Annotated in this window: 22 protein-coding genes; 6 read left to right on the top strand and 16 right to left on the bottom strand. The window is 43.4% G+C overall.

The genetic code is table 11. The features are described from left to right. Positions 1 to 55: 55 nt before the first annotated feature. On the bottom strand, positions 56 to 2,044 hold the full coding sequence (locus AAC033_RS01920; protein ID WP_339734789.1) for a peptidase U32 family protein: 1,989 nt from the start codon (positions 2,042 to 2,044) through the stop codon (positions 56 to 58). Positions 2,045 to 2,232: 188 nt separating this feature from the next. Here AAC033_RS01920 and AAC033_RS01915 point away from each other — a divergent pair, with 188 nt between their 5' ends. Beyond that, positions 2,233 to 3,408, top strand: coding sequence for an AAA family ATPase (locus tag AAC033_RS01915; RefSeq protein WP_339734787.1), 1,176 nt, complete (start codon positions 2,233 to 2,235; stop codon positions 3,406 to 3,408). Between the two features lie 182 nt (positions 3,409 to 3,590). Continuing rightward, positions 3,591 to 7,151 (top strand): pyruvate:ferredoxin (flavodoxin) oxidoreductase, encoded by a 3,561-nt coding sequence (gene nifJ, locus AAC033_RS01910; protein WP_339734785.1) that lies wholly within the window; start codon positions 3,591 to 3,593, stop codon positions 7,149 to 7,151. A gap of 69 nt (positions 7,152 to 7,220) precedes the next feature. Here the strand turns inward: nifJ and AAC033_RS01905 are convergent, their stop codons facing one another. The 6 genes from AAC033_RS01905 to AAC033_RS01880 form a co-directional block, all read right to left on the bottom strand. After that, the gene (locus AAC033_RS01905; protein ID WP_339734783.1) at positions 7,221 to 7,595 is read right to left on the bottom strand and encodes a group 1 truncated hemoglobin; all 375 of its coding nucleotides are present in this window, start codon (positions 7,593 to 7,595) and stop codon (positions 7,221 to 7,223) included. A 608-nt stretch (positions 7,596 to 8,203) separates the two neighbouring features. Continuing rightward, the gene (locus AAC033_RS01900; RefSeq protein ID WP_339734781.1) at positions 8,204 to 9,307 is read right to left on the bottom strand and encodes a nickel-binding protein; all 1,104 of its coding nucleotides are present in this window, start codon (positions 9,305 to 9,307) and stop codon (positions 8,204 to 8,206) included. Positions 9,308 to 10,254: 947 nt separating this feature from the next. Then, a complete protein-coding gene (locus tag AAC033_RS01895) occupies positions 10,255 to 10,725 on the bottom strand; it encodes a hypothetical protein (RefSeq protein ID WP_339734779.1) in 471 nt (156 codons plus the stop codon). 434 nt (positions 10,726 to 11,159) lie between these two features. Continuing rightward, complete coding sequence (locus tag AAC033_RS01890; protein WP_339734777.1) at positions 11,160 to 11,681, bottom strand: hypothetical protein; 522 nt, start codon at positions 11,679 to 11,681, stop codon at positions 11,160 to 11,162. A 69-nt stretch (positions 11,682 to 11,750) separates the two neighbouring features. Continuing rightward, the gene (locus tag AAC033_RS01885) at positions 11,751 to 12,332 is read right to left on the bottom strand and encodes a porin family protein (protein WP_339734775.1); all 582 of its coding nucleotides are present in this window, start codon (positions 12,330 to 12,332) and stop codon (positions 11,751 to 11,753) included. Between the two features lie 142 nt (positions 12,333 to 12,474). Continuing rightward, complete coding sequence (locus AAC033_RS01880) at positions 12,475 to 13,059, bottom strand: thioredoxin family protein (RefSeq protein ID WP_339734773.1); 585 nt, start codon at positions 13,057 to 13,059, stop codon at positions 12,475 to 12,477. Positions 13,060 to 13,318: 259 nt separating this feature from the next. On the opposite strand from AAC033_RS01880, the gene AAC033_RS01875 reads away from it, so the two are divergent. Then, on the top strand, positions 13,319 to 13,507 hold the full coding sequence (locus AAC033_RS01875; RefSeq protein WP_339734771.1) for a hypothetical protein: 189 nt from the start codon (positions 13,319 to 13,321) through the stop codon (positions 13,505 to 13,507). A gap of 32 nt (positions 13,508 to 13,539) precedes the next feature. On the opposite strand, the gene AAC033_RS01870 is transcribed toward AAC033_RS01875, so the two are convergent. The 3 genes from AAC033_RS01870 to AAC033_RS01860 all read right to left on the bottom strand — a co-directional run bounded on the left by AAC033_RS01870 (position 13,540) and on the right by AAC033_RS01860 (position 18,655). Beyond that, positions 13,540 to 14,493 (bottom strand): D-2-hydroxyacid dehydrogenase, encoded by a 954-nt coding sequence (locus tag AAC033_RS01870; RefSeq protein WP_339734769.1) that lies wholly within the window; start codon positions 14,491 to 14,493, stop codon positions 13,540 to 13,542. 135 nt (positions 14,494 to 14,628) lie between these two features. Beyond that, complete coding sequence (gene odhB, locus AAC033_RS01865; protein WP_339734767.1) at positions 14,629 to 15,912, bottom strand: 2-oxoglutarate dehydrogenase complex dihydrolipoyllysine-residue succinyltransferase; 1,284 nt, start codon at positions 15,910 to 15,912, stop codon at positions 14,629 to 14,631. Between the two features lie 10 nt (positions 15,913 to 15,922). Then, a complete protein-coding gene (locus AAC033_RS01860) occupies positions 15,923 to 18,655 on the bottom strand; it encodes a 2-oxoglutarate dehydrogenase E1 component (protein WP_339734765.1) in 2,733 nt (910 codons plus the stop codon). Positions 18,656 to 18,930: 275 nt separating this feature from the next. Here AAC033_RS01860 and AAC033_RS01855 point away from each other — a divergent pair, with 275 nt between their 5' ends. Next, on the top strand, positions 18,931 to 19,923 hold the full coding sequence (locus AAC033_RS01855; protein ID WP_339734763.1) for an alpha/beta hydrolase: 993 nt from the start codon (positions 18,931 to 18,933) through the stop codon (positions 19,921 to 19,923). A 105-nt stretch (positions 19,924 to 20,028) separates the two neighbouring features. Here AAC033_RS01855 and rimO read toward each other — a convergent pair whose 3' ends face one another. The 3 genes from rimO to AAC033_RS01840 form a co-directional block, all read right to left on the bottom strand. Next, positions 20,029 to 21,324 carry a 30S ribosomal protein S12 methylthiotransferase RimO gene (gene rimO, locus AAC033_RS01850; protein WP_339734761.1) on the bottom strand — a complete coding sequence of 432 codons (1,296 nt, stop codon included), beginning with the start codon at positions 21,322 to 21,324 and terminating at the stop codon, positions 20,029 to 20,031. A 165-nt stretch (positions 21,325 to 21,489) separates the two neighbouring features. Next, positions 21,490 to 22,440 (bottom strand): signal recognition particle-docking protein FtsY, encoded by a 951-nt coding sequence (gene ftsY / locus AAC033_RS01845; RefSeq protein ID WP_339734759.1) that lies wholly within the window; start codon positions 22,438 to 22,440, stop codon positions 21,490 to 21,492. 182 nt (positions 22,441 to 22,622) lie between these two features. Next, positions 22,623 to 23,381, bottom strand: a complete 759-nt coding sequence (locus tag AAC033_RS01840; RefSeq protein ID WP_339734757.1) for a LexA family transcriptional regulator — start codon at positions 23,379 to 23,381, stop codon at positions 22,623 to 22,625. A gap of 102 nt (positions 23,382 to 23,483) precedes the next feature. Between AAC033_RS01840 and AAC033_RS01835 the strand changes: the two genes are divergently transcribed. Next, positions 23,484 to 24,788 (top strand): putative DNA modification/repair radical SAM protein, encoded by a 1,305-nt coding sequence (locus AAC033_RS01835; protein WP_339734755.1) that lies wholly within the window; start codon positions 23,484 to 23,486, stop codon positions 24,786 to 24,788. A 4-nt stretch (positions 24,789 to 24,792) separates the two neighbouring features. Beyond that, a complete protein-coding gene (locus AAC033_RS01830) occupies positions 24,793 to 25,563 on the top strand; it encodes a TIGR03915 family putative DNA repair protein (RefSeq protein WP_339734753.1) in 771 nt (256 codons plus the stop codon). An 84-nt stretch (positions 25,564 to 25,647) separates the two neighbouring features. Here AAC033_RS01830 and AAC033_RS01825 read toward each other — a convergent pair whose 3' ends face one another. From AAC033_RS01825 to rpmB, 3 genes are read right to left on the bottom strand one after another with little or no spacing between them, the layout of a single operon-like run. After that, complete coding sequence (locus AAC033_RS01825; RefSeq protein ID WP_339734751.1) at positions 25,648 to 25,800, bottom strand: DUF4295 domain-containing protein; 153 nt, start codon at positions 25,798 to 25,800, stop codon at positions 25,648 to 25,650. Between the two features lie 8 nt (positions 25,801 to 25,808). Further along, the gene (gene rpmG / locus AAC033_RS01820) at positions 25,809 to 25,991 is read right to left on the bottom strand and encodes a 50S ribosomal protein L33 (RefSeq protein ID WP_137080132.1); all 183 of its coding nucleotides are present in this window, start codon (positions 25,989 to 25,991) and stop codon (positions 25,809 to 25,811) included. A 12-nt stretch (positions 25,992 to 26,003) separates the two neighbouring features. Continuing rightward, positions 26,004 to 26,246, bottom strand: coding sequence for a 50S ribosomal protein L28 (rpmB, locus tag AAC033_RS01815; RefSeq protein ID WP_339734745.1), 243 nt, complete (start codon positions 26,244 to 26,246; stop codon positions 26,004 to 26,006). Positions 26,247 to 26,480: the final 234 nt, after the last annotated feature.

Below are 26,480 nucleotides of genomic sequence, written 5' to 3'. Positions count from 1 at the left end.
GTCAAGTTATGTTTGTCTCAAAAATAAACGGTAAGACTAAGATATAATTATCTGGTCAAACCAAGCCTTTTTTGAAGTTGAAAACCGTGGATGGCTGAAACTGCTCTCCCGCCCGAAACTTGGTCATCACTTTTTTCAAAGCATTTTTCGAAGGTTTCTCATGGTTCAGGTCAATCAAAAAATTCGAAAAGCCCTCATGCTCAAGTTGTTTTCGATATTGAAAAAGGCTAACCGGAATAGTAGGGGTCACGATGGTCATCCCTTCTCTTTGCGACTTGACAAACGATTTTCCACCGTCATCCTTAAACCGACTTTCCGCACCGGAAACCGGCACTGGCATGCGCGAAAAAAACAATTCGGGATAAGCATGCAGCACCACAAGGCCCTGCTTGTTCTTCATGCTTTTCAGATTTTCAAAATCGTTTTCTATGGGGTAACAGAAATTGAGCATTTGATTTTCCTTCAGCAATTTGGCCGCGGCATCATTATAAACGTACACATTTTCGTTGCTGCACACCTGGACAGATGGGCTCAATAACAACTTTTGCGACAAGTGACTGACGAAAAACCGATTAAATCCAAGCTTTTCAATTTTTTGCAACTGCGTTTTCCAATCGGCAAGCTGCTCTTCCGAAATAAACTTTGGTAGTTCAAGGTAGATTTTCTGTTTGTTCATCTGAGCAAAGTCAGCAGAAAAATCAAAGGTCTCCAATTGTCTGCGAGTGAAAGACAGCACAATTCCATCGAGCTCGTCGGTTCGCAGCCAGTTGAACCATTTCGCATCATCAACCCGAAGTAAAACCTGAGAATTTGATTTTTTTTGCTTGATCTCCAGTTGCTGTCGAAGTCGCTTCTTCTCAGAAAGTGGGAGTCTTACAACCCGGTACTGTGGTAGCTTTCTAAATTTGGTCGGCAGAGCCTTCGCTTTACGTCCCACCCAGAATAATTCGTCACCGGGGTTGACTGTTTCTTTCCCAGCCAGTAAAAACATGTACCGGCTGTTTTCTCTTTTCAGTTCCTGTAAGCGGGCATTGAAAGTACTTTCATTTCGGACATTCCGAATCCGAATGCGATCCCCTTCCAGCAGGTCGGTGTTTGACTCAAAAGTCACCTCCTTATTTTTCACCCGGCTCACAAAACCGATCGGAATTCCAGTGTTCGAAGAATCGGCAATTCCGTCCTTCACGTCTTTCCCCAGAAAGTAAGCGATCTTCTCGCGCCCAAAATCCAGCTTCAGCAATTCCTCTGCTTCCTGCTTCTTCTCCGGGTGGTCGATAGCCATACGGTAAGCCTGTGCCACGCGATAAACGTAATCGGCCGATTTCATACGCCCTTCCACTTTAAGCGACCGGATGCCCAGCGCCTTCAGTTTCTCCAGGTTAGGCAGTTGCTGGTTGTCTTTTAGGTTGAAAAGAAACTTGCTTTGTTCACCATCCTGATAAATACGGCGGCAAGGCTGTGCGCATAATCCTCGGTTGGCTCCGCGGCCTCCGAGGTAACTGCTGAAGAAACACAAGCCCGAAAAGGAATAACACAAAGCACCATGCACAAAGAGCTCGAGCTCTGTTTTCGCGCAGGCGGCAATTTGGCTCAATTCGGTCATCGTGAGTTCGCGAGCCAGAATGACCCGTGCAATTCGCTTTTGTTCCGAAAACGCTACACCAAGCGAATTGTGATTTCCCATTTGCGTGCTGGCATGAATAACCAGTTTTGGGAAACGCAACCGCGCAAGATAATACAAGCCCCAGTCCTGAATAATGATAGCTTCAACGCGGGCTTGCTCCAAAAAAGAAAGCACATCCAGCAAAGGCTCAATTTCCTTGTTCTTAATTACCGTATTCAGGGTAACGTAAATTTTCACCCTGCGCTTTTTTGCTTCCTGCACAGCGGCCAGCAAATGACCTTCGGCAAAATTAGCCGCACGTCCACGCGCATTAAAACTTGTCAAGCCAAGGTAAACAGCGTCGGCACCACCCTCCAAGGCCGCATAAAACGATTCGGTATTTCCGGCTGGTAAAAGCAATTCAGGATTTTGGATTCCCATAAACAATTGAATTTTCACAAAAATACGCATTATCTAATGTCTTCATCATTTCTCCGATGATGCCAGCCAGCCAAGAGCTTATTTTTACTAATTATAAATTACACATTTTGGATGAAATTGTTATCTCTGGATTGCAAAATATCAAACTTCGTGTTTACTTTTGCTTGCAGAAATTGCATCGATAACAAGTGGAGCATCTTATACATATACATCAAACGCTTTTCGAACAATCCCGTGAAACAATTCGCCGGGAGTTGATTGATGAGATCGACTGGTCGCACCGATTGATTTGTATCAAGGGTTTTCGTGGAGTCGGCAAAACCACCTTCCTGCTTAACCTGGTAGAAGAAAAATATGCCGATGACAAAACTTGCTTGTATGTCAATTTGAACAATTTTTACTTTACCCGGCGCAAGATTTACAATTTTGCCGACGAATTCTACAAAAAAGGTGGCAAAGTTCTGATTCTGGACCAGATCCATAAATATCCGGAGTGGTCGGAAGAATTGCGGGCATGCTATGATCATCTTCCTGAGTTGAAAATCGTTTTCACCGCCTCACCTGTTTTACGGGTCATTGAGGGAAATGAAAAACTTAAAAATATCGCCAAGGTTTATCATCTCGAAGGTTTGTCGTTCCGCGAGTATTTAAATTTTCACGGAAAACATCAATTCAGGCGTTACAAACTGGATGAAATATTGACAAATCACCAGCAAATTACAAAGGAAATCACGGAACATGTCAAGCCGTTAGCCTACTTTCAGGAATATCTGCAAACCGGATTTTATCCATATTTTCTGAATAACAAGTCGTTTTACTACGAGAAGCTGCTCAAACATGTTAATCTGGCTTTGGAACTGGATGTGACTTATCTGAACCAGCTGGAATTGAAGTATCTTCCCAAGCTGAGAAAGCTGCTTCAAATTACAGCCAGCGAGGCACCTTTTTCGCCCAATATTAGTAAAGTAAGTAACGAAGTGGAAACTTCGCGGGCTACGATTATGAACTACATACGCTACCTGAAAAATGCGCGTCTGATTAACTTGCTTTTCCCTAATGGCAGCGAAGATCAGTCGAAAAAACCGGATTTGGTATACATGCACAACACCAACCTGCTGTTTGCCGTAGAACCAAACAATACCAGCAACCGAAATTTACGCACCACCTTCTTTTATAACCAAGTGGGATACCAACACCATATAAAAAGCTCGGACAGAGCTGACTTTAAGGTAAACGAAAAATACCACTTCATTATTGGTGGAAAATATACCGAGCCGGAAGAAGGAACTTATGCTGCTGCCGACATGATTGAAGCAGGCAGCGAAAATAAGATCCCTTTGTGGCTTTTTGGTTTTTTGTATTAGATGCTAGATGCGGAATAAAAGAATTGAAGAGAAAAGAGAATAAATAAAAAGGATGTCTTATAAAAAGTTGGAAATATGGAATTTGCCTCGTGAACTTTCAATTAAAGTTCACCAACGTCCAGCATCCTGCAACAAGAATTGAGAATCAAAAGAATATAAATCTGAAATTTAACTTGAATAAAATGGCAAAAGAGAAGAAATTCATTACGTGTGACGGAAACTACGCAGCGGCGTATATGAGTTACATGTTTAGCGAAGTTGCCTGTATCTATCCCATTACGCCATCGTCAACCATGGCCGAATATGTGGATGAATGGGCTGCAAAAGGGAAAAAGAACTTATTTGGACGTCCGGTACGTTTAGCCGAAATGCAAAGTGAAGGCGGCGCTGCCGGTGCTGTTCACGGGGCGTTGCAATCAGGCGCATTGACTTCAACTTACACCGCCTCACAAGGTTTGTTGTTGATGATTCCTAACATGTACAAAATTGCCGGTGAATTGCTGCCGACTGTATTTCACGTGAGTGCCCGTGCCTTGGCAGGTCACGCCTTGTCAATCTTCGGCGATCACTCCGATGTTTACGCGGCTCGTCAAACCGGATTCGCCATGTTGGCTGCTGGTTCAGTACAAGAAGAAATGGATTTGGCTGGTGTTTCTCACCTGGCTACGCTGAAATCACGCGTACCTTTCTTGTCGTTCTTCGATGGATTCCGGACTTCACACGAAGTTCAAAAAATCGAAGTTCTTGACCAGGAAGATATCCGCCCATTGATTGATTACGAAGCATTGCAAGCATTCCGCGATCGCGCTTTAAACCCTGAAAGCCCGCAAACCCGTGGTACTGCGCAAAACCCGGATATTTTCTTCCAGGCGAAAGAAGCTTCCAACGCATTCTACGATGCGGTTCCCGACATTGTGGAAGGCTATATGCAGGAAATTACCAAGCTGACCGGGCGCGAGTATCACCCGTTCACCTACTACGGTGACAAGGATGCTGAAAACATCATCATCGCGATGGGGTCGGTTACCGAAACCATCAAAGAAACCATCGACCATCTGGCTGCTCAAGGCAAAAAAGTTGGTTTATTGTCGGTGCACCTGTATCGTCCGTTTAGCGGCAAGTACTTTATGAATGTACTGCCAAAATCAGTGAAGCGCATTGCCATTCTTGACCGCAGCAAAGAGCCTGGAACAAACGGCGAACCGCTTTATCTTGAAGTAAAGGACCTGTTCTACGGAAAAGAAAACGCGCCTGTGATTGTTGGCGGACGCTTTGGCTTGGGTTCAAAAGACACTACCCCATCGCAAATCATGTCGGTTTACGAAAACCTGGAGCTTCCCGAACCGAAAAACGGATTCACGCTGGGTATTGTTGACGACGTGACCTTCAAGTCACTTCCGTTAAAAGAAGAAATTAAAGTTTCTCCTGAAGGAACCTACGAAGCAAAATTCTATGGTTTAGGTTCGGATGGTACCGTTGGAGCCAACAAAAACTCCATCAAAATTATTGGTGACACCACGGACAAATTTTGCCAGGGTTATTTCGAGTACGACTCGAAAAAATCGGGTGGTTTTACTTGTTCGCACCTTCGTTTTGGCGACAGCCCGATCCGCTCAACCTACCTGATTACCACGCCTGATTTTGTGGCTTGCCACGTTCCGGCCTACGTGAATCTGTATGACGTGTTGAAAGGCCTGAAGAAGGGTGGTTCATTCCTGCTCAACTCCATCTGGGATGAAGAGGAAACCAAAAAACGCCTGCCCGACGCCATGAAACGTTACCTGGCCGAAAACGAAATCAAGTTCTACATCATCAACGGAACCAAACTGGGCGAAGAGCTTGGACTGGGAACCCGTACCAACACCATCATGCAGTCGGCTTTCTTCAAAATCACCGGAGTAATTCCTTACGACCAGGCGGTTGATTCCATGAAAAAGGCAATTGTTAAATCATACGGTTCCAAAGGCGAAAAAATCGTCAACATGAACTTTGCCGCTGTTGAAGCCGGTGGTAAAAACGTGGTTAAAGTTGCTGTTCCTGCCGAGTGGAAAGATATCAAGCTCGAGGAAGAAGCGGCCGCCACTGACCGCCCGGATTACATCAGCAAATTTGTTGACGTGATCAACGCACAAAAAGGAAACGATCTGCCGGTATCAACCTTTGTAGGTTATGAAGACGGTACCTTCGAACAAGGAACCGCTGCGTTTGAAAAACGCGGAATTGCGGTCAACGTGCCCGAATGGCAAGAAGACAACTGTATTCAGTGTAACCAATGTGCTTACGTTTGTCCTCACGCGGCCATCCGTCCGTTCCTTTTAACCGAAGAAGAACTGGCCAATGCACCGGAAGGAACAGCGGTAAAAACAGCGACACCTACCAAGCAATTCCCCGGATTGAATTTCCGCATCCAGGTTTCAGTACTGGATTGTACCGGTTGTGGAAACTGTGCCGAAGTGTGTCCTTCCAAAGAGAAATCTTTGATCATGAAACCGCTGGGATCACAGGAGTCGCAAATTGCGCGCTGGGATTATATGGACAAGCAAGTCACTTACAAAGAAAAAGTGGTTGACAAGTTCAAGTCGGTGAAAAACTCACAGTTTGCCCAACCTTTGTTTGAGTTCTCCGGAGCTTGTGCGGGTTGTGGTGAAACACCATACATCAAACTGATTACTCAGTTGTTTGGCGAACGCATGATGATTGCCAACGCCACCGGTTGTTCTTCTATCTACGGTGGATCGGCTCCGGCAACTCCCTACTGCAAGCACAAGGAAAGCGGTGAAGGACCAGCATGGGCTAACTCACTGTTTGAAGACAACGCCGAATATGGTTTTGGTATGTCAGAAGGTGTGAACGCACAACGCGACCGCATTGCAATGATCATGAGCGATGCTTTACAAAACGGCATCAGCGATGATGAAAAAGCAGTTTTCACTGCCTGGATCGAAGGAAAAGACAATGCCGAAGCATCGAAAGAAGCGTCAGCGAAGGTACTGGAAGTTTTGACTGGAAACGATGCGCCATATGCCAAAGACATTCTAAGCCTGAAAAAATACCTGGTGAAAAAATCAGTATGGGTATTTGGTGGCGACGGATGGGCCTACGACATCGGTTACGGAGGTCTGGATCACGTGTTGGCTTCGGGCGAAGATGTAAACGTATTGGTGATGGATACCGAAGTTTATTCGAACACTGGTGGTCAGGCATCAAAATCGACTCCGGTTGGTGCGGTTGCCAAATTTGCCTCTTCAGGTAAGAAAATCCGCAAAAAGGATTTGGGTGTTATGGCCATGTCGTACGGCTATGTTTATGTAGCACAAGTGGCTATGGGGGCTAACCAGGCGCAATACCTGAAAGCAATTCGCGAAGCGGAAGCTTACCCGGGACCATCGCTGATCATCGCTTATTCTCCGTGTATCAACCACGGACTGCGTGCCAGCATGGGCGCAACACAAGCTGAAGAGAAAAAAGCCGTTGAAGCCGGTTATTGGTCACTGTTCCGCTACAACCCCATGTTGGAACAAGAAGGACAAAATCCTTTCGTAATGGACTCAAAAGATCCGGACTGGAGTAAGTTCCAGGAATTCCTGAACGGCGAAGTTCGTTATACTTCACTGAAAAAGTCATTCCCGGAACAAGCTGCCGAACTGTTTAAGGCGTCGGAAGAAAATGCCAAATGGCGTCATGCTTCCTACAAACGGTTCGCTGCCATGAACTTTGCACCGGAAACGACTGAAGAAAAGTAAGCTGAGAAAAAAACCGTTTACTATAGTTCAAAGCCATCTTCCTACGGGAGGGTGGCTTTTTTTTATTCACTACCGGCCCATAATCATCCCTTTTAACGACCATAGGATAAACAGTACATCCTTTTTTGTTTCATCGTCGATTCGATGCTTGTCCAGGGCCAAAAAGATATCGTCGATGGCATGCATGTATTCGGCCGCACTAATATTCATTCCCCGATGCGCTTCCGGCATATCGCGTCCGTTGTAAGTCACGGGGGCACCACTTCCGGCACTAAAAAAATCAACTGTATGTTGTTTTACAATCGCTAGTTTCTCCGGCGTTTCCAGATAAGGAAGAAAGCGGGAACTGATCGCCGGATTGTTCATGTGCGCGTCCACTACGTCATCAACAATTTTTGTAATACCTTCTTTACCTCCAAGTCTTTCAAATAACATTTTACTCATAACCTTCTCATTTTTTTTTCATTTTCAATTCACAGGCACTTGTATGCCTGGTGTTGTGATTTTGGGGGGTGATCGAGTCGCCCCCATGCATTGACTCAAAATTAGGGCTTATCACTCCCGTGGACTGACACATTCCGTTCAACAATGAATACATTTAGGTCTTTTTATTCTTTGGAACTGCCTTCATACACAAATATGATGGGGCACAAGACGCACCAATTTTCTCGGCTGCCCCGAGAAAAACCTGTTATCCCAACAGGGTTAAATGTCAATTGCCCCAGGTGTAGTGAAACGGCACCCGGGTTGAATTGCACAACAGCAAACAAGGTGCAATTCTTTAGTATTGGGAGGATCTTTGTCGGCCTGCGCCTCATCGCAAAACGCTTTTCTCCAGATCTGCAGATTTATCCTTCCCGCCAACGCAGGTCCGGGCGACTTTGACGCCCTGGCCTGCTTTCGCCTCCGGCCAGGTGTCGGACTTAAGGATCCAAACTTTTCCTTTGGTTTTCATCTTCTGGTTCTTAGAAAAAAGTCCCGATCAAATAAAAATCAAAACTTACAAATTTGTGTCTGAAAGTAGATTCTATGGAAGGAAAAGCGAAGCTACATCACTCCACTTGATTCATGTATTCGGACGGCGACAGACCATATTTTTTATGAAAGCATTTGGCAAAGTAAGACGGGCTGTTAAACCCGGTTTCGTAGGCAATCTCCGAAATATTCCCGGACTGCTGGTTGATGAGGCTTAAGGCCTTGGCCAAACGATATTCCTTGATAAAACTATTGGGAGACATGCCAGTGAGTGAAACCATTTTTCGATACAATTGCGACCTGCTGTAGCCCAGGTGCGCTCCAAAATCATCTACATGCAGCTCCGTGTTTTGCCAGGTCTCCGTTATGTAGCTCATTAAGCGATTTAAAAATTTTTCATCCGAAGGATTCAAGATCTCAACCACCTCGTCATCAAGAAAAACATTCAGATTATCGCTTTTGTAAAGCTTTTTGATTTCCAAAGACATCACGATCTTGCCATCCGAAATATGAAACATCCGCTCAGCCGTTTGGATCGCCTCTTCAAAAAACTGCTTCCCTTCTGTAACCGGCACTCCGGAACTGATTCCTGTTTTTAGTTTATTGGTATCACACCGCATGGATTCATGCCTTTCCTTGTCTACAGTATGCAGCTCGATCGCGCACCGAACAGCCTCCGAGACCGACTGAAACGAAACCAGGAAACGGTTCCCGCTTTGCTTCACCAGTTGGCCTCCAAAACGACCAAAAACGCTGGAAAACGACTTCATACAACTGGAAAAGTCTGAATTCTGGATGTTCGGTGCATCAAGCAACGGCCCGTCATCAAACCCGGTAACCAGAATTGCCCTGAAAGCAGGATCGCGAATAATATTTAAATCGGTGTTTTGTGACTTTTCCGGATCAGTAATTCTGCCGAGAAATGACTCGACCACGTGGGTATCTACTTCAATAATCTGGTGCGGGACTTCGCCATGAGCATGGTCATGCATTTGTTGAATGGCATCAGCGTTGGGCGCTTCAATCAAACAAAAAGCGGTTTTCCGCTTTTCATCAAACCAGTAGGTTAAACCTTTACAATCAAATTGATCCTGAATTTGTAAATCCTGCTGATGTAACTCGGCCACAATTTCGGCAGTTACCTGGTCTGACACATCATGACGATCCATATAAATTGGCATAGAACTAGTTTTACGGTTTAAAGCAACGCCCATCACAACTACACAAACCACTGAATACAGAAATAGTTTGCTTCCATAAGAATACCTGCGACCAAAGAACACCTGAGCCATCAACTCACCAACTCATATACTAAGCACTTATACTGCTTTTTTTACCAATTGTTGTATCGACTGGCACAAACGAAAGTCATCCCATTGGCCATTATTTTAAAATCCGGCGGATTGACTTGTTTGAAGAATAAGGAGCCAGGATGCAAGCCGTACCATACCAGCCGGGGGATCGCATCATCCCTTGCTCCGGTTATTCCTGCAAACATCTGATGCCTGAGGCAGCGAAAACGCAATCTGTAGAAAAAGTCTTCTTGCTAGGTCGAAGTCATCCGACCAATATGCGGAATCGCTTGCGAGTGCGGGCTGCACTCGAAATGAATCCTTCACTAATCAAGCCACTCAGCTGACAACATCGAGTGACCGGTTCAGTAGGCCAATTAAAATAAACATGGAATCTCCTCCTCAAACATGTGTAACCTGTTGCAACATAGTTTAGACTTTTGCAACATACGTGCTAATCATTGCTTTTTGATTTGGCGTAACTTGATTCAATGAAAAAACTGTAAAAAAAAAGTCTTGAAAAAATCAGCATTTGATTTAAGAGGACCTGGTGTAATAAAACTATCCTGGTTATTAAATCTACTTCCAGTCTATAGAACCTCAATTGTAAATTATCCTGCTTACGGGTAGATATTCCGCTTGAGATCCAGTGGCTGATGGTGCCAGCAAAAGTAAAATGGAATGAAGGGCATTCACCAGGGCCTGTTGTAACCCCTGACTTTGTTTTGGCATCGGCCCTTTGAAACAGCAGGATTGGTTTGCCTACGGGCCAAAAAGAAAGCTGCTTCTGGGGGGAAGCAGCCTCTCGAATTGATTCTGTTTGATTATTAAAATTACTAATTCAACAGATGTTTATAGCTTGGATTTATTAAATCCGGTAAATACGCAGCAATTAAATCAAGCGCCTGATCTTCGGTCACTTGGTTGGGAGTAAGAATTTTTTGGCGATTTAGTTCTTCCGAATTGATCACGCGGCTGATAATTTCTTCTGGAATCTCGCTGTATTCGGCCTTGACCAGCGATGCTCCGAATCCCTTTTTGCAGCACACATACGATACCTCAAAATGTTCAGCACGAACGACATAATTTTTTGACCTTTTAGTCTCGTGCAGCGTGATGACAATTGGAGCCTCTTCGTTGTCGTATGACAAAACCCAGGCTTTATCAGCCTTTGCTGACAAATCTTGATTGTTGACGGCTACGATGTCGTAGTCACTAAATGTACGGTCGGTTTCTGTTGCCTGCACTGCAAACGTTGCCAGACAAAGGACACATGCGGTAATTCCTGTAATAACTTTGTTTTTCATGACTTTGGATTTAATCGTTTAATAAATTGTTTCTGTTTTGAGCGCTTAAAAGCGTCTCTTGTTTTCTGCTTTTTTACTTAATAGACGAGTAACAAATTGAAAAATTACACCTCCCCAAGTCATAATCAGACGGCTTTCGACGAACAACAAGATCTAGGGGGTGAACGATATCATCCGGTCAACAAAAACATGAATATTTTTTCTGAAAATTTGTTTTGAGACAAACGGTAGTCACACAGAAGTAGAATGGAACAGGTATTGAAGGTTCGCAACCTATTCGATTGGGAATTTTACCGAAAATTCCGGTTTCAGCCCTAACCATTGCAATGACGAGCCGAATCAAATCAGCCAACCGAGACAGCAACTCCGACCAAAAAAAAGCCAGATCCGGATGACTGGGATCAATTCAATATCTTCTACCTCACCTTGGAGTATTACCAGAAAAATGGATGGTTTTGATTGCTAATACTAAAGCTCCCGCCAATTTTAAACTTATCTGAAACTTTGTATTGAAGAAACATGGAAGCCCCGCGAATACCCATATCCTGAAGAGATGGATTGGCAGGAAGGGGATTAAAAATTGAATTGGCAACAAAACTATTTCCTCCAAGCATAAGCTTATCGTTCAATTGATAGTGCGCTTGATTGGTGATCCCAAGCGAATGGACAAATGGATTAAAATAAGTCAAATGATGATTGGAGATGGTAAAACGATTGTTGGATGAAAACGAATTGAAATCAATCACAAGATCGGGTCGCCGGTTAAAATCGAACGATGCCAAATCTGGCTGCTCGATGGACAACTCGCCAAAGGTGGAATTGGGTAGGAAGTTGAACAATTCCCGGTAGACATAATCAAATTCAGGATTTACCGCACTTGTTTTTGCCGAATCGGCTTGGGCAAATACCGTAAATCCTGAAAGGAAAAAAATAATCGAAAAAATAATTGATTTCATTGGTAAAAGATCTTGACCAAAAATAGAAAAGATTTGTCAGATCAAAAGAAATAAGTCCGATGTGTGACCTTAGAGTAATTTAAAACCTAGACTGATCACAAAACTTTTACTTTTACTTTCGAAGTCTGGTCCTTTGTACAATTCACCCGAGTTGTTTTCCATGCGAACATCCAGGGTAAACATCATAAAGTCGGCACCAACGCCATATTGCCAGCCAAAAAAATTGTCTTCGATATAATCCCTGTTAAATGCAGTCTCATCCCCATTAAATTCTTTGTCGGTGACAAAGGAAAAGACAGGACCTGCATTGGCACGCAGAGCCAGGGGACCCTTTTTAATGATATTGACGCCCAATAAGACCGGCACATCAACCGTTTTCAGATCAAATGAATTGACGATACCACCGGATTCATTTAATTCGCCACCCTTGGTATTAAAATACGCTTCGGGCTGAACATAGATATTTCCAAGATTTACCCTCACAAAAGCGCCCGCGTGAAACTTGTTGATACTCTCCTCATCATATTTACTCAGATCGGAAGTTAATTTCGTACTATTAATCCCACCTTTTAAACCAAGGTTTATTGGAGATTGTGCTGCTGCAGGCAGGCAAAATGACGCGAATAATAAAATGATTACAATCGTTTTCATGATATAAGATATTGGTTCAAAATTAATAACGGCACATGATGTTAATAATTGCTTCTAACTGTTCTCTTTTTCTATTCAAAAGTACAACATGATTACGAAAGTACGGCAGCGATTTTCTATATAAAAATGCTCCTTGTTTGGACTAAAGCACCAAGTCACACGCTTCGGGAGGCATCCAATGCTTGTCTTTTCCATCCCACTTCACATTACAACCAATCGGATTTGTCACTGGTACTGAAATCATTTTACCGGACGTGAGTTCTTGCAACGTGCGCTCTAAATCATTGATCTTCACCTTGGAGGCGTCTTTGGGGGAATCCACTCCCCTACCGGTATAAACCAAACGCCGTCCGGCATCAAAAACATAGAAATGTGGAGTTCTTAGCGCGCCATACTTTTGCGCAACTTCCTGGCTTTCGTCTCGCAAATAGACCCAGGGAAACTGATGTGTTTTCATTCGTTCGACCATATGGCCGAAGTCGTCTTCCTGATACGTGTTTTCGCTGTTTGAGTTGATTCCGATGAATTGAACTCCCTGATCTTTAAATTTCTCTGCTGTTGTTCTTGTTAGCTCATCACTTCCAACGACATATGGGCAATGGTTGCAGGTAAAAAAAACGACCAAGAATTTAGCAGAATCAAAATCCGCCAGGGTATAATTTTTTCCGTCAGTTGCAGGAAGGTTGAAATCAATTGCACGTGCTCCAATTTTCAAAGTAAAACTCATAATTATTGTCTTTAACTGTTTCTCTTGTTGATGTAACAAGCACTCGCTTAATCTTGTTGGGAAGAATTGTTGTTAATATCAACATCAAGCGAAAAAAAGAACCAGAATACACAACAATTTTAAATTAATCCGTGTTGGGTAATAAAAAACAACCTAAGGCATTTGGAAAATAGAAATATTTTTTTCTAGTTTACCAAGGCAATGCTGAAAGGTATTGATATAGAAGTAAGTTATTAATTATTAGATCCGTAAAATTAAAATGAAATCGAAAAGCAGCTCCGCAAAGAAACAAAATCATGCCGATTTTGAAGACCTTGATTCCAGGAGCAAATCACCAAAAAGTGTAAAGAAAGAGCGAGGCTCAAAACGCCGCCTGTCTATTTATGATGAATTTGATGATGAAATTGATTTTAATGACTTTAATTCAGACGACGACCTAGACGAATAACCAGCAGCAGACATCTTCCAAATCAAGCAATTTTAGTTGATCACGTTGAGCTTTTTTCTATTCAGAAAAGCTTTTAGGTTCTCGATCGCAATGTCCATTAGACGTTGACGTGATTCTTTTGTGGCCCACGCTATGTGTGGCGTAATGTAACAATTTGTTGCGCGTAGCAGCGGATTATCAGCCGCTGGCGGTTCGGTGGAAAGTACGTCAAGTCCCGCAGCAGCGATTCGCCCGTTGTTGAGCGCATCAGCCAAATCCTGTTCATTGATTAGCGGCCCCCGGCCGGTATTGATTATAATGGCGTTTGGTTTCATCAAGTCCAGCTTGTTTTTATTGACAAAACCGACATTCGAATCCGTTAGCGGGCAGTTTAAACTCACCACATCCGACTTTCGCAGCAGCGCATCAAGATCACATTGCAAAAATTCAGCAGGGACATCTGTTTTTACAGATCGGTTCTGAAACACGATTTTCATACCCATGGCCTGTCCTATTTCGGCCACTTTCCTTCCTATTTGTCCGAAACCGATGATGCCCAGTGTTTTTCCGCTCAACTCGATTTGAGGCGACACACTAAACGAGAAGTTTTTTGATTTGACCCAGTCTCCCTTGCTTACCGCTTCGGCATGAAGATGCACCTGGTTAACGATGTGCAAAAGATGGGCAAAGACCATTTGTGCAACAGAATCGGTGCTGTACGCCGGAATGTTTGTGACCACAATACCCGCTTCAGCTGCGGCATCTAAATCAATGACATTGTAGCCGGTAGCCAAAACACCAATGTATTTTATGGAAGGACAAGCTTTGAAGATTTCCTCATCAAGCACCACTTTATTGCTGAACACAACTTCAGCATCTCCAATCCGTTTTAGTCGCAGATTATCTGGGGTATTGTCATATATATCGCAGGACGCGATTGCTTTCAAAGCATCCCAGCTGAGGTCTCCGGGATTTAGGGTATAGCCATCTAAAACAACAATTTTCATTCTGTGAATTTTTAAAACGCGTCGAATTTACTCAAAATGAAACTAAAAATCGAATTTGGTTCACCGCTCTTTAACATTGAAAAGGCTATTTTGGTACCCAAAATAGCCTCTCTGATTTGATCTCTTCAGCAATTTCTACAAATCCAGTAACAAGTCTTCCGGGTTTGCACCATTATTCAAGAGTCGCTCCGGGTTCTCAATCAATTCTTTCACTTTCACCAAAAAGCCAACTGAGTCCTTCCCGTCGATGATCCGGTGATCGTAAGACAGGGCGACGTACATCATGGGGCGGATCTCAACTTTACCGTTGACAGCTACCGGACGGTCCAGAATGTTATGCATACCTAAAATAGCAGACTGCGGTGGATTAATAATCGGTGTTGACAGCAAGGAGCCAAATGTTCCGCCATTGGTAATGGTAAAGGTGCCACCCGTCAGTTCTTCCACTGATATTTTCTTATTCCGCGCTTTTTCAGCCAAATCTTTCAGGTCTTTCTCAATTTCCACAACTGATTTACTTTCGGTGTTGCGAATAATTGGAACCATTAAACCCTTGGGGGTTTGAACAGCAATGCCCACATCAACATATTTGGGACTGACAATTTCTTCTCCATCAAGCATGGAATTGATTGCCGGATAAAAATTCATGGCCACAGCCGCTGCTTTGGTGAAAAATCCCATGAAGCCCAATTTGAAATCATGTTTTTCAATGAACCGGCTTTGGTGCTTTTTGCGCAACTCCATCACCCGGCTCATATCAATTTCGTTGAAAGTGGTCAACATCGCTGTTTCATTCTTTACTGAGACAAGCCGATGACTCAATTTGCGCCGCAGTGAACTCATTTTTTCCCGATCTTCCTCTCGCGAAAATGATTTTTTGCGAGAAGGAGCAGCCGTTTCCTCCGGCAAGTTCATTACTACTTCGACTTCTTTTTTAGAGATACGCTTCAGTCCCTGGAGAATATCATCAACCGACAAGTTATTCTCTTCCATCATTTTTTTGGCCACTGAAGTAGTTTTCACATGAGTCTGATCTTCTTTTGCAACCGATTCGTCTTTTGATTTTTCCTTCCTTGACTCTTCTTGTTTTGGGCTCTTCGCAGGTTCTTCATCAACTTGTTCCTTCTCCTGCGTTTCTTCTTTCGGTTTCTCTTTTACCGCTTCTGTTTTCTCTTCAGGTTGAACCGATGTGTCGATGGTACATGCCACGGCGCCAACATCAAGGGTGTCGCCTTCCTGAGCCTTAAAGCTAACTTTTCCAGCTTCCTCAGCCACAAGGGTCAAGGTAGCTTTATCCGATTCGATCTCGGCTATTTCATCATCTTTATCAACAACATCGCCATCCTCCACTAACCATTTTCCTAGTTCAACTTCTGTTATCGATTCTCCTGGTGTTGGTACTTTTATTTCAATGATCATAGTTCTTTCCTTATGCTTTTGCTAAAACTTCTGCATCAAATATTTGATCGAGGATCTTATTTAATCTCAATGTATGTTGTTTCATTAAACCTCCGGCCGGGCTGGCACTTTCGGAGCGTGCAACGACTTCAAAAGGTATTTCTTTCAAGCTGCGATAAATAAAGGGCCATGCCCCCATATTTGCCGGTTCGTCCTGTGCCCAGACAATACGTTCGGCTTTATTATACTTTTTCATAGTTGCATTAATCTGCTCAACAGGCAGTGGATAGACCTGCTCCAATCTCACAATTGCAGTGGTATTATCAGCTGTGTCTGCCCGTTTTTTCACCAAGTCGTAATACAATCTGCCTGAGGTAATTACCAGCTGCTTCACCTCATCCGGTTCTACTTGTTTATCATCAATAAGTTCCTGAAAATGTCCGGTAGCCAGCTCCTCCAGCGTGCAGGTAACCATGGGGTGCCTCAGTAAACTTTTGGGTGTAAACACAATTAATGGAACCCGTGTTTTCATTTTCATGTGCCGCCTGAGCATATGGAACAAATTATCAGGCGTTGTTGGCTCAATAATCTGCATGTTATTGCTTGCAGCCTGGGCCAGAAAACGCTCAATACGGGCACTGGAATGCTCCGGACCCTGACCTTCGTACCCATGCGGCAAGTAAAGCACCAGGTTGTTCATCAAGCCCCATTTTTCGTTGGCCGATGTAATGTATTGGTCAATAATGACCTGGGCGACATTTACAAAATCGCCAAATTGGGCTTCCCAAATGGTTAAAGCATTGGGTTGTGCCATAGCATATCCGTATTCAAACCCCATGACTCCATACTCCGAAAGCAGCGAATTGTAGATATGAAAAGATCCCTGGTTTGGTGAAATGTTTTTTAAAGGGAAATATTTTTCCCCAGCGTCTTCGGCAACAAAAGCCGCATGTCGATGTGCGAAGGTTCCCCGCTCGCTGTCCTGCCCGCTGATGCGTACGGGGTGCCCTTCGTCAACCAGGGTCCCATAAGCCAAGAGTTCCGCCATTCCCCAGTCCAGCCGATCGTCGAGAATCATTTGTCGACGATCGGATAAGATTCGGTTGATTTTATTGAAAAACTTCATTCCCTTGGGAACTGAATTGATCTTCTCCGCCAATTCAACCAACCTGGTCCGTTTAACCCCAGTCTTGATAACCTCCGAAAAATCAATTTTGTGTGGCTTTTCAAACGATTCGTACTCGTTCACCAAAAACTGTTTGATCTTCAATTTGTCAATCTCTTCCGAATCTTTATATTTTGAGTTCATCAACTCATCGAAGGCTTTAATCTCCTCTTTAATTTCTTCGGAGGTCATAATCCCTTGCCGAATTAGTTTTTCGGCATAAATATCGCGTGGATTTTTGTGGTCTGCAATGGCCTTATATAATTGAGGCTGTGTAAAACGGGGCTCGTCTCCCTCATTATGTCCATATTTTCGATAGCACAAAATATCAATGAAAACATCGCTATTGAATTTTTGCCTGAACTCCATGGCCAGCTTGATGGTGTATATGAGCGATTCAACATCATCGCCATTTACGTGAAACACCGGAGAACGGGTTACCTTAGCCACATCGGTACAATAAGTACTGGACCGGGCATCGAGATAGTTGGTGGTAAAACCCACTTGGTTATTAATCACCAGGTGAATGGTACCGCCAGTTCTGTAGCCATTCAGTTGCGACATTTGAATAACCTCATAAACAACACCTTGTGCAGCAATAGCGGCGTCACCGTGAATGATAATGGGGGCCAATTTATCGTAGTCTCCATCGTAAAGCGAATCAATGCGTGAGCGCGACATTCCTTCAACCAGGGGAGCAACCGCTTCCAAGTGCGAAGGATTAGGCATTAAGCTTAGCTTTATCTTCTCACCATGATCAGAAGTCACCTCATTTTCAAATCCAAGGTGGTACTTCACATCGCCCAAGGCAATATCTTCTTCGTATTCCGTACCATAAAATTCCTTAAAAATATATTCGTAAGGCTTATTCATGATGTTGGCCAGAATGTTTAACCTCCCGCGGTGCGCCATGCCGATGATAAATTCACGGATCCCCAGATCAGCTCCCTGTTCAATCACAGCATCCAAGGCTGGAATCAACGACTCTGCACCTTCCAGCGAGAAGCGCTTCTGCCCCACAAATTTTTTATGAATAAAACTTTCAAACCCAACTGCTAATTTTAGATGGTAGAAAATATGCCGTTTCATTTCATCCGTAAACTCCTGCGAATTTTTCGATCCTTCCATCTTTTCCTGAAGCCAGGTCAACACTTTTGGATCACGCACAAACACATATTCAACCCCGATAGAGTTACAATAAGTAGCTTCGAGGTGGGCAATAATGTCTTTAAGCTTCGCCGGACCAATGCCAATATTTGTACCAGCCTGAAAAATCTTATCCAGATCGCTTTCTTCCAGTCCGAAATTCTCGATAGATAAAGTCGGTGTGTAGGTTCTTCGTGAACGAACGGGATTTGTTTTTGTGAACAAATGGCCTCGCTGACGATAGCCATGAATCAGGTTTAGTATAGCAAATTCCTTATCAATGGGCTCATTCCATTGGATCTTTCTGGAAGTATAATTTGCCCTCGCCAGTTCAAAACCTTTAAAAAAGTTTTTCCAGCTTTCTTCAACGCTATCAGGGTCATTTAAAAAATCCTGGTAGAGTTCTTCAACAGCAGCAATCTCTTGATTACCTACTTGTGAAAATTTATCCATATGTTGATTTTATGGTTGTTTACGGTTCTGTAAAAATAGTTTTAATTGCTTTGGTACATTAACAATCCATTTGTTTTTAATGTTTATAGGGGTTTTAAGTTTCAACCCGGCAATGTCGGTTTTTTAAGCCTGAATGAACCAAGACTGAAAAGCAAATAGATTTTCGAAAGCAGCTTGGTTACAAAGCCAACCACTGTTCAATTAATCACAGCTGAGTTTCACCATGTAGTTAAACACATTTTTTGCTATCTTGGTGACCTTTCAAACGTATCGAAATGAATAAAATTTTACGTGCATTGATCGTTCTCGTGCTATTTACAGCCTTTATTTATACAGTTGGTCCCAAACCAGATGAGCCGGTATTCAATCCTGAGCTGGAAGAGTTGAATCTATCCTTGGATGAGTTGGAGAATTTCATCCAGGAGAAAGAAGCCAATTTGCCAGTAAAGTCAGACAATGAATCGAAAGTAATTTGGCACGATGATCTGTTAAAGGGCCAAACAAGCTACTGCCTGCTTTATCTACATGGCTTTTCAGCTTCTGGTTTCGAAGGAAATCCAACCCATCTGAACTTTGCCCGGTATTTTCAGGCCAACGCCTACATCCCAAGGCTGGCTTCGCATGGCCTTGATGTGACGGATCCATTGCTGGACATGACACCCGATCGTTTGTACGAATCAGCGAAAGAGGCATTGCAGATCGCAAATCTGCTGGGCAAGAAGGTGATTATGATGGGTACGTCAACCGGCGGCACACTTTCTTTGAAGTTGGCGGCCGATTTTCCTGAACTAGTAGAAGGCCTGATTTTACTGTCTCCCAATATTCGGATCAATAATCCGGCAGCTTTTTTACTGTCCAAACCCTGGGGCTTGCAAATCGGGCGTCAATCGGTCGGCGGAATCTATCGGTATACAAACGACGATTTAGGCGCTGAAGAATGCCTGTACTGGAACTGCTTCTACCGCATGGAAGCCACGGTTTACCTGCAACAACTGGTTGAATGCACCATGCAAAAAGGCGTATTTAGAAAGGTTAAAGAACCGGTGTTTCTGGCTTATTATTATGAGGATGAAGAGCATCAGGATGATGTTGTTCGGGTTGATGCCATGCTGAAAATGTACGATCAGCTGGGAACTTCGGGATCGCTCAAACGAAAACAGGCGTTTGATGCCGGAACCCATGTGATTGGCTGCGGAATGTTCTCAAAAGCCCAAACCGAAGTTGAACAGGCCTGTATTGATTTTGCTGAAGACATTTTGGGAATGTGATCCACTGACTTCAGCAGCTTAAACAAAAGAAGCATCGCCATATTTCATCAGGTTGTTCCTGAAAATATGGCGATGCTTCAAAAATAGCTTTATCGGATCTGCTGATCAGGAAACTTTCCCAATCAAGTCAAACTCGGTTGAGTCGGCGATCTGAATCGGGTAGAATTGACCAATTTGAATTGATTCCTCTTTTTCAACCAACACTTCCCCATCCACTTCAGGTGAGTCAAATTCAGTCCGGCCAACAAAATAATCTGCCTCCTCGCGATCAATCAATACTTTTAGGGTCTTCCCTACTTTCTCTGTATTTAGTTTTTCAGAAATGTTTTGTTGGAGTTCCATCAGTTCTGCCGCGCGTTCCTGTTTTACGTCTTCCGGAACATCGTCCTCGTACATTTTAAAAGCGTAAGTATCATCTTCGTCCGAATAGGCGAAAACGCCCATGCGATCGAATTTCTGCTCGGCAACAAAGGCTTTCAATTCTTCAAAATCTTCTTCAGTTTCACCCGGGTGGCCAACCAAAAAGGTAGTTCGCAACGCAATTCCCGGTACTTCCTCACGGATCCTGTTGATCAGGCTGATGGTTTCGTCTTTGGTAATTTTTCGGCGCATACGCCCCAGCATTCGGTCGCTTATGTGCTGTAATGGCAAATCCAGGTAGCTGGCCACGTTATGTCGTTCACGGATCACTTTCAGCAAGTCCATCGGAAATTTAGACGGGTAGGCATAATGCAAGCGGATCCATTCCAATCCTTTAATATCGGCCAACCGGTCAATCAGTTCGGCCAACTTGCTTTCGCCATACATATCAATTCCGTAGTATGACAAATCCTGCGCAATGATCAGCAGTTCTTTAGTTCCACTATCAACCAGTGTTTGGGCTTCTTCCAGCAAACTCTCTATGCTGCGCGATTTATGGATTCCGGTAAACTGGGGAATGGCACAAAATGAGCAGTGCCGGTTGCATCCTTCACTGATTTTCAGGTAAGAAAAGTGGCTCGGTGTTGTTTTCAGGCGGTGATACATCTTCTGTTCAAAGAAGTTGGCATTCAAATCCTGAATAATTTGCTTGTAGTCAAATTTGCCGTAGAATTTATCTACTTCCGGAATTTCCTTCTCCAAGTCTTCCTTGTAGCGCGCCGACAAACAACCCATAACCAGCAGCTTATCCAACTTTCCGCTTTTTCGGGCCTGGGCGTGGCTCAAGATCGAATTGATGGATTCTTCCTTGGCATCCATGATAAAGCCACAGGTATTCAGAATAACAATATTGGCATCATCATCTTCACTGTCGTGAACCACTTTAAAACCATTCAGATCAAGCTGGTTGAGCAGCATTTCCGAATCAACCAAATTTTTCGAACACCCCAGGGTGGTTATATTAACTTTTCCTCGTTTCATCTTTTATCTTCTTTTTTTCTCCACCTCTACAACAAACTAAATCCATGGTGGTTTTTTAATTTTCTTTATGGGAATGAGTCATTCCGAACTTATTTTCGGAACCTAATAAGGCGACGGTTCCTGAAACAGGTTCAGGATGACATTCATCCGCTTACGAAGAGATATCTACGAAAACAGTGACTCTACAAACTCTTTTCGCCGGAAAACCTGCAAATCTTCCATTTTTTCGCCAATTCCAATGTATTTGACGGGAATTTTAAATTGATCGGAAATCCCAATAACCACACCTCCTTTGGCCGTTCCATCCAGCTTGGTCAGAGCCAAAGCCGAGACTTCCGTTGCTTTAGTGAACTGTTTGGCCTGTTCAAAAGCGTTTTGTCCGGTCGATCCATCCAAAATGAGCAAAACCTCATGTGGCGCATCAGGCACAATTTTTTGCATCACATTCTTAATTTTAGTTAGCTCATTCATCAGGTTGATTTTATTGTGCAAACGGCCTGCTGTATCAATAATCACCACGTCGGCACCTGAGGCTTTTGCCGAAGCCAGGGCATCGTAGGCCACGGAAGCAGGATCAGATCCCATGCTTTGCCTGATCAGCGGAACATTGACGCGATCGGCCCAAATTTGCAACTGGTCTATGGCCGCCGCACGAAAGGTATCGGCAGCTCCAAGCACCACTTTTTTTCCGTTCTTCTTGAAGTTATAGGCCAGCTTACCGATAGTGGTTGTTTTTCCAACCCCATTAACTCCCACGACCATAATTACATAAGGCAGGTCACTCTGCGGAAGATCAAAATCGGCATCATCGCTGCTGTTATTTTCGTCGAGCAGTGCGGCAATTTCTTCTTTTAAAAGCGTATTGAGTTCATCAACTCCAAAGTATTTATCTTTCGAAACGCGCTCTTCAATTCGCCGGATAATTTTCAACGTTGTATCTACACCAACATCGGAGGTAATCAATACTTCTTCCAGGTTATCAAGGACTTCATCATCAACCTTTGACTTACCAACAATGGCTCGTCCCAACTTTTTGAAAACACTCTCCTTGGTTTTTGAAAGGCCCTGATCCAGGCTTTCTTTTTTCGATTTTGTAAATGATCCGAATAGACCCATAGCTTTCTGAATTTGAGTGGCGCAATTTACAAAAATTGACTGACATAATTCGATTGAAATTTAGGAGCGATGGAAGAGTTAACAAAGGGGAAACTTCATGGTGGCTATTTGACTTTTTCGTCAGACAACAAACGAGCGTAGTGGAAACTCTTAAAATATTCGTGAAACATAAATCATACCAGCTATTGATTTCTCAGCTTCCGAATCTCATCCTTCACTTCCTTCAAAACAGACGAAATATGGGCTGATCTCATCATTTCGGGCTTTGGAAGTTCGAAGCTTAAAACGCCTTTGGCTTTCCACAATTCCAACACTTGCTCCAAGCCAATTACATAAGAATCGTATTCCGGATTATCCGACTTCAGCAGTAACTGGCTGGCAGCTTTCAAAAAGACACGTTTATAAACCAGACCTTCATCTTTGGTGATGAGGATATACGTTTGTCCATTTTTCAAATCTTCCAAATCCGGCACATATTCACAAAACAGATAAGATTCAGGCAGCACAGGTAACATGCTGTCGCCTTTGATCTGAAAGACACGATAGGTGCGTTCGCGCGACAATTCGGGAATAGGCATATAAAAGCGAGGCAGCGACTCCACATAATGCGGGTCAGCAAAACCGTTTAGGTACCCTGCCGAAGCTTTTGCAGGAACAATGGGAATCAATTCTTCATTATTTTGATCCACCACAATGGACAACACCTTGGCTGAAGGTGACCTGCCTTCTTGTTTTTCTTCCAAAGGCCTGCCCAGCAGGTCATCCAATTTCGTATCCAGCAAGACAGCCAGCCGCTGAAGTACGGCGATTTTAGGCGTTGCCCTACCCTCTTCGTACGAACCAACCAATGCACGTTTTATCTGAAGTTCATCAGCCAACTGTTGCTGCGTCCACTGCTTTGTTTTTCGTAAATACTTGATATTCTGTGCTAAAAAATTCATCCACCAAATATACCTAATCCTATTAGTAATTACTAATTTTATTAGTAATTTTATCATCTCGTTTGCCAATAAAAAAACAAGAATCATACAAGCTTATCGATTATGAATGCGACCATTCAAGAAAAACTAAAAATATTAGCCGATGCAGCGAAATACGATGTATCCTGCTCATCGAGCGGAAACAGCCGGAACAACAACGATGGAATTGGAAATGCCGTGGCAGCAGGTATTTGCCACAGCTTTACCGATGACGGACGCTGCATCAGCCTGTTTAAGATTTTGATGACCAACCATTGTATTTACGATTGCGCCTATTGCATTAACCGGCGAACCAACGACCGCCCTCGCGCCGCTTTCACCGTTCAGGAAATCGTTGATCTGACCATTGGTTTTTACCGAAGAAATTACATTGAGGGTTTGTTTTTAAGCTCCGGCGTAATTAAAAATCCGGACTACACGATGGAGCGCATGATGCTGGTAGCCAAAAAACTGCGCTTGAAGGAACGCTACTATGGTTATATTCACCTGAAAGCCATTCCGGGAGCCAGTCGCGAACTGATTTATGAAGCCGGCCGATACGCTGATCGAATGAGCGTGAACATTGAGATACCAACCGAACTGCAACTGAAAAAGCTGGCGCCCGAAAAAGATTACGCAAGTGTTCTGCAGCCAATGAACCAAATCAGCGAAGGCATTCAAGCCTATAAAGAAGAACGCAAAAAGTTTCACAGGGTACCGAAGTTTACACCCGCCGGACAAAGCACCCAGATTATTGTAGGTGCCACACCCGAAAGTGATCGGGACATTCTTCAGCTTTCCTCAAACTTCTATCATCAACAGAAACTGAAACGAGTTTATTATTCCGGTTATTTGCCTGTGAATGAATACGACAAACGGCTTCCGGCTATACAGTCACCACCATTGGTACGCGAAAACCGGCTGTATCAAAGCGACTGGCTGATGCGGTTTTATGAGTTTTCGCCCGATGAAATTCTTACGCCGGAGCGACTTTTTCTGGATCTGGAGATTGATCCGAAGCTGGCATTCGCGATCCGAAACTTACACTTGTTCCCTGTTGATATTAACAAAGCCGACTACCACCTGATTTTACGAGTGCCTGGCATTGGGGTGCAATCCGCCCGAATGATTGTCGATACCCGACGTTTTCGACGACTGACCAGCTTTCATTTGAAAAAGATTGGCGTAGTGATGAAACGAGCGCAGTACTTTATTACATGTAACGAATTGCCACCACGAATGGTCAGCTGGGAACCTGAACGCCTGAAAAATCATATTTTGGCTGAGAGCCAGATGAAACGCCGGAAAGCAGGAGATACCCAGCTGATGCTATTCCCTCCTCAGCCCAGCCCGGTGTGCGGTCCCAAACAGCTTCATTTTAAGAATTAACAGCATGGCTTATTTAATTTACGATGGAACGTTCGAAGGCTTGTTAAGCGTTGTTTTTCAGTGCTATCAACAAAAAATTACGCCAACTGACATTTGTGGCGAAGTTGATTTTCAGGAAGTCTTGTTTACCGAGAAGCAAGTTATTTCAACCAATGAGCAGCAAGCCAATCGTGTTTGGAAAGCCTTGAGGCAAAAGCTTCATCAACGAAACAAAGAATTGCCTTTCATGGCTTTCTTGTCTGCAGAGCCCGGCATCGAGATGATGTTGTTTCGTTTTGTCCGCCGTTTGTTCGACACCAAATTCAGCATTGAATCCGATTATGGCGATGCAGATGTGCTTCAATTGAAAAAGCTGGAACGGAAAGTCCTGCAGGAAACCTCTCGCCTGCTTCAGTTTGTTCGATTCCAGGAAACCAAAGATGGCCTTTATTTCGCCCCGGTTGAACCGGCATACGATGTATTGCCCTTTACCCTCCGGCATTTCAAGAACCGGTTTGCCGATCAACAGTGGCTGATTTACGACCTGAAACGCGATTATGGCTTTTATTACGATCTAAAAACGGTTCGGGAAGTGGAGATTTCGGAGAAGACCTTTTCCCGCCTGGACGGGAAGGTCAATCACAACTTGCTACAGGAGCAGGAAGCCAGCTACCAGGTATTGTGGAAGAATTACTTTGACAGCATCAACATTAAGGAGCGAAAGAACCACAAACTGCAACGCCAGCATATGCCCCGGCGGTATTGGAAGTTTCTGCCGGAGAAATCGCCGGAATGACTCGAATGAGTAATCTAAAAGACGGATAACAAAAAAGCTCCCATCAATCGATGGAAGCTTTTCTGTTTAAGCAAACAAATATCTTTACTTCTTAAAATAGTCTTTAACCATTTCATTAGGAATCATTTCTTCCTGAAATGTGAATGCTCCGGTTTTTTCAGACTTTACCATTTTAATTACTTTGGAAAAACCTTTACCGGCACCTTTTTGCAATGATGCAACTGCTTTCTTTGCCATATCTCAATTTATTTAATTTCGCGGTGAACAGTTACTTTTTTCAAAACCGGGTTGTACTTTTTCAATTCCAAACGATCAGGTGTATTTTTCCTGTTCTTGGTTGAAATGTACCGTGATGTTCCGGGCACACCACTGTCTTTATGCTCGGTACATTCTAAAATAACCTGAACCCTATTACCTTTTTTAGCCATTTTTCTACGCTTTTAAATATTCGTTACGTATCCTTTTTCCTTCGCTTCTTTCAGCGCAGCCACCAAACCTCTTTTATTGATTGTACGGATTCCTGCTGCAGAAACTGTTAACGAAATCCAACGGTCTTCCTCTGGAAGATAGAATTTCTTCTTGAACAAGTTCGGATAAAACCGACGCTTCGTTCTTCTTTTCGAGTGTGAAACATTGTTTCCCACCATCATTTTTTTACCGGTAACTTGACAAACTTTTGACATTGTCTTATTTTTTATTCAGAATCACACATTTTTCAAACAGTTCGCAAAATAAGCGCTTTTTCTTGTAAAAATCAAATTGTTTCAGAAAAAAATCGTGGTTTTTTCAACAACAAACTGTTCACAAACAAATAACTTTTTTGGTCTCTGTTTCAATGGGATAGCAAATCGTGTTTTTCCAATGATTAATAGCCGAACAAAGGTAATCTTTTTCACCACTTAAAGATGAACATATTT

The sequence above is a fragment of the uncultured Sunxiuqinia sp. genome (genome assembly GCF_963974515.1).
Taxonomy (GTDB): domain Bacteria; phylum Bacteroidota; class Bacteroidia; order Bacteroidales; family Prolixibacteraceae; genus Sunxiuqinia.
This window is presented reverse-complemented; position numbering and strand designations above follow the sequence as displayed.